This window comes from Rhodopirellula sp. JB055 (assembly GCF_043100905.1).
Lineage (GTDB): Bacteria > Planctomycetota > Planctomycetia > Pirellulales > Pirellulaceae > Rhodopirellula.
In genome coordinates this window covers 1-3,759 of sequence record NZ_JBICHO010000084.1, presented here as the reverse complement: position 1 = coordinate 3,759, position 3,759 = coordinate 1, and the positions used below count along the sequence as shown (strand labels likewise).

Sequence of the window (3,759 nt, the reverse complement as noted above, 5' to 3'; positions counted from 1 at the left end):
GTCATAGCACCCGCGCCAGGTGGGACCTGGCCTACACAACAACGGGTCCATCACAACCTGCTACATGGCAACACGGCAACCGGATTCGCCAAACATTCGGACGCTCACCCCCACCTCTGAATTCTTGCGAATCCAGCTACCAAGTGTCCTGTTCTCAGCAGTACGCCAGCATTCAGTAGGGTGGGGCAAGACGGCGGAAGCCGTGAAAGAGAACAACGATTAGAAAAAATAGATTGCGAAGCAGGACAGCGATCGGATGGACGGTGGGTGTTTGGACGGATGCATCACCGGCAACGGAACGAGCCAGCGAATCACCGAGTCGCTCCATCCACGCTGTGCTGCGAGGCCATTCGCAAATGCCATGGATCCATTCGGTGGGAATTCCTTCGCGACCAACCCCGGCACCCACAATGCCGCCAACGATCGCGGCGGTTGTGTCAGCGTCGCCTCCGCAGCGAATCATCTCAGTCACGGCTTGTCGAAAATCCTTCGGGTGTGAAAGCCACGCATGAATTGCAACCGGAACGGTGTGATACGTGTATCCGGTGACTCCGTTGCCCTGCCCCAGTGAATTGGCAAACGTGATCGTGGACTCTCTTGCTCCGACGCTCTCGATCGCTTGGCGGAGCAGACCAACCAGTTCCGTGCCATTTTCGCCAATCGAATCGACCACTTGATCGTGCCAGCGATTCGCATCGACGGTTGCGTGTGCACGCGAATGCTTGGCAGCCAGCGCCACCGCGATCGCTCCGTGCTCCGCTTTGGGGTCGCTGTGTGTCAGTCGTGAGGAGGCTCGCACCATTTTCAGCAGCGATGGCAAATCGTCGAACGCGGCACCGAAGATCGCCGCTCGCATCGCCGGCCCGTTTCCAGCGGAGAACACACCCGCGTTTTCTGGCTTGGCGCCCAACCACAGTTTGACTCCGGACCGAGCCGTCGCTTTGCCAACTCCCGCTGGCAAGGCGAAGATCCACCAACGCAGCCGACTTGCAAAACGTTTGGTGAACACATCGATATCGCCGCGTGCTTCGATCAGCGACTGAGCCACCATGCACGTGTGCTCCGTATCGTCCGAGATCATCCCGCAACCCAGCAAGAAGCGATAACGATCTGGTGGCCCAAGCAAACGTTCTGCCCTCATCGGCGACACGCCTTCGTAGGGAAGGCCCAGCGCATCGCCAACGGCAGTTCCCAAGATGCATCCTGATATGGCGTCGCCGGTCATTGCGTTTTCGCTCCTTCTGTAATGGATGAGAACAAGCATGGATTGTTGCGGAAATCGTTGCATCGGCCTTGCCAACGAAACATGCCCGCGACAGATCACTCCGCCGCGGGCATGTTTGTTTTACAGCAGGTTCACAACGCGATCGGCGAGTCCTTTGTCGCCCAGCACGATGTTCATGTTGCCGGTGGAGGCGATTTTTTCAAGCACCTCCAATTCCCGGAGTCGCATCAGCGTCGGGTTGTCCGCCAGCAACTTTGCCGTGTTGGCTTGGCTACGCATGGCAGCCGTTTCTTCACGACGTGCGATCAAGTTGGCCTCGGCCGCTTTCTTGGCCTCCGTCACCTTGTTCATCAAGTCCTTCATGTCGCCAGGCAGGATGACATCGCGGATGCCAATCGAAATGACTTCCAAACCAAGCACGCTGGCTCGGTCGCGGACGTTGGTTTCGAGTTCTTCGATCAAATCATACTTCTCGTTGCCTGCTTGCCCCGACAGGAACACATCGAGGTCTCGATTGCCAACCGCGGACCGCAACGCAAGCTGCGTTTCGCGGTAAATCGATTGTCGCGCATCATCCGATGCACTCACAGCACGGCGAGCGTCCTTCACCACATAAGTGATCATCGCGTTGATTCGCAAACTCACCTTGTCAGCGGTCAACATTTCTTGGCCCGACACGTCGACCTGTGATTCACGCATGTCGATTTCGACAACGCGAGCGTCACCTGCATCCTTCCAAAACGCGTACAAACCAGGACGGAGCTGGTCGACATAGCCGCCATCCAAGAACAGCACGCCGACATGATCACGTTCGACCTTGCACACATCGAGGAATCGATTGGCGTCGCCACCGCGAACGATCGACGCGAGCTGTTTGTGCTCGAACCGGGCGTCTTCCACCGCAATCGTTTCGATACGGACATCGCGAACGCCAACCCAGTGAGCGTGCAGGCCAGGGCCAAGCACGCGACTGAATCGACCGTCGACCCACACCAACGCTCGCTGGTGATCCTGCAAATCGACCACGTCGGCTTTGCCAGACAGTGCACCGGACTTTGCGATCACATCCAGTTGTTCGTGATGGATCCATGGATCTCGCTTGCTCACCACTTGGATCGTGGTCTTGCCGAACCGCGCAAACACGAAGTGCCGTCCGGATTCGAGGAGCCCAACGAATTCACCGTCGCGGAACTTTAACCCGACTTCGTAGCTGCGGATAAGAATCGTCTTGAACATGATTGGTGGCGTAGGCTTCTAGCCTGCGAGGACAATTGAAATTGACAGGCGGGATGCCTGTCCAATGAAAACGGAGGCTTTTGGGCACGCGGTTGTTCGCGGAATCACACGAAACATTCGCGGAAGTTGGCTCGAAATCATCCAGCTTGACCGTCGTCTGCTGCTTCGGGAATCTGGCTTGGATCAGCGTGGCACGGCCTGGGCTTTGCGTTGCCAATCCAAGTTTCAAACTCCGTCCTCGGCTTCCTTCGATGTTGCTAGATGATCCGTCTGCGAACTTGCAGGGCGAAATCATTGTGTTGCCAAACAAAAACTTGCGATCAAGGTCGCTCGTTTTCATCAGCCGATTCGACAAGGCAACCGAATGCCCGCCAGCTTCCATTGAGACGCTTAGCGCCCGACGCTCTGACTTTTTGGTCAAAGCGGTGATGCGTGACGGGATTCGAACCCGTGACAGTCAGTTTTCTCAACTGATGCTCTAACCAACTGAGCTACTTCGGTCGATGCCTGTTTAGAACCCGTCCCTTCACAAAGAATTTCGCGGTACACGGAAAACCAATCGCAAACCCGCGAGGCCACCGCGCCGCCGGAACTCACACCGACTGATCGCACCCACCATGACACCACGCGAGGCAATTGGTTCGCGATCGAATGCCTGCAGAAGGCAAGTCTAGCGGCAGAGGACGGAACCACCTACACGCGCGAGTTTGAATCAGCGAGCGTGTTTCTGGATATCGAAAATCAAACAGCAAAGATCACTTGGAAGGAAGCGAGATGAATGCACCCTCACAAGGACATTCGCTTGACTGATTCACCTCGCTGGCAATCCCGCGTGCTAAATCCTTTGCTGGCTGGAGGTGCATCGAAGAAACGCTGAACAGGGAACTGAACAAGCGCGGTGAATGAAATGCATGACGATCGTGTCTGGTTTTAGGCGTTGAAGCATGTTTCAACGCTCCCCCGATCAAACCGCGGAGCGGTGACACTTGACAGCCTCGGGTTTCAACCCGAGGGCCCCTGGGCGACCGCATCGCAATAAAGCCGCGGAGCGGCGACAGGTGGTTCGCTCACGTTCTTGATTGCGGTCGCTCCGCTCTCTTGCATGCCGATATCTTTGTGATTGGATTCAGCATCCGCCAGCGGCACACGGTACCACCTTGCAAACGCCTGGAATCCGAACCGAAACTGTGACGCCACCGCAGTTTGGGTTTGAGCCCGTGCCATAGCCCCTTCCCCTTTTCGTCAATAATCTCGATGTCGGTAGCGATTTGGATCAGCATCAAGCCACACGCGCGAAG

2 protein-coding genes and 1 tRNA gene are annotated in these 3,759 nt (G+C 56.5%); all 3 read right to left on the bottom strand.

What is annotated here, in order from left to right:
- Nucleotides 1-172: 172 nt before the first annotated feature.
- Entirely contained in the window at nt 173-1,225 is a 1,053-nt protein-coding gene (locus ACF8AM_RS03170; RefSeq protein WP_392554240.1) for an ADP-ribosylglycohydrolase family protein, read from the bottom strand.
- A 120-nt stretch (nt 1,226-1,345) separates the two neighbouring features.
- Nucleotides 1,346-2,461 (bottom strand): slipin family protein, encoded by a 1,116-nt coding sequence (locus ACF8AM_RS03165; RefSeq protein ID WP_392554239.1) that lies wholly within the window; start codon nt 2,459-2,461, stop codon nt 1,346-1,348.
- 429 nt (nt 2,462-2,890) lie between these two features.
- Nucleotides 2,891-2,956 (bottom strand) — tRNA-Ser (locus tag ACF8AM_RS03160).
- Nucleotides 2,957-3,759 lie beyond the last annotated feature (803 nt).

Excerpts from the sequence above, each read along its gene's own strand:
- ACF8AM_RS03165 (WP_392554239.1), bottom strand. The coding sequence starts at position 2,461 with ATGTTCAAGACGATTCTTATCCGCAGCTACGAAGTCGGGTTAAAGTTC.
- ACF8AM_RS03170 (WP_392554240.1), bottom strand. The coding sequence starts at position 1,225 with ATGACCGGCGACGCCATATCAGGATGCATCTTGGGAACTGCCGTTGGC.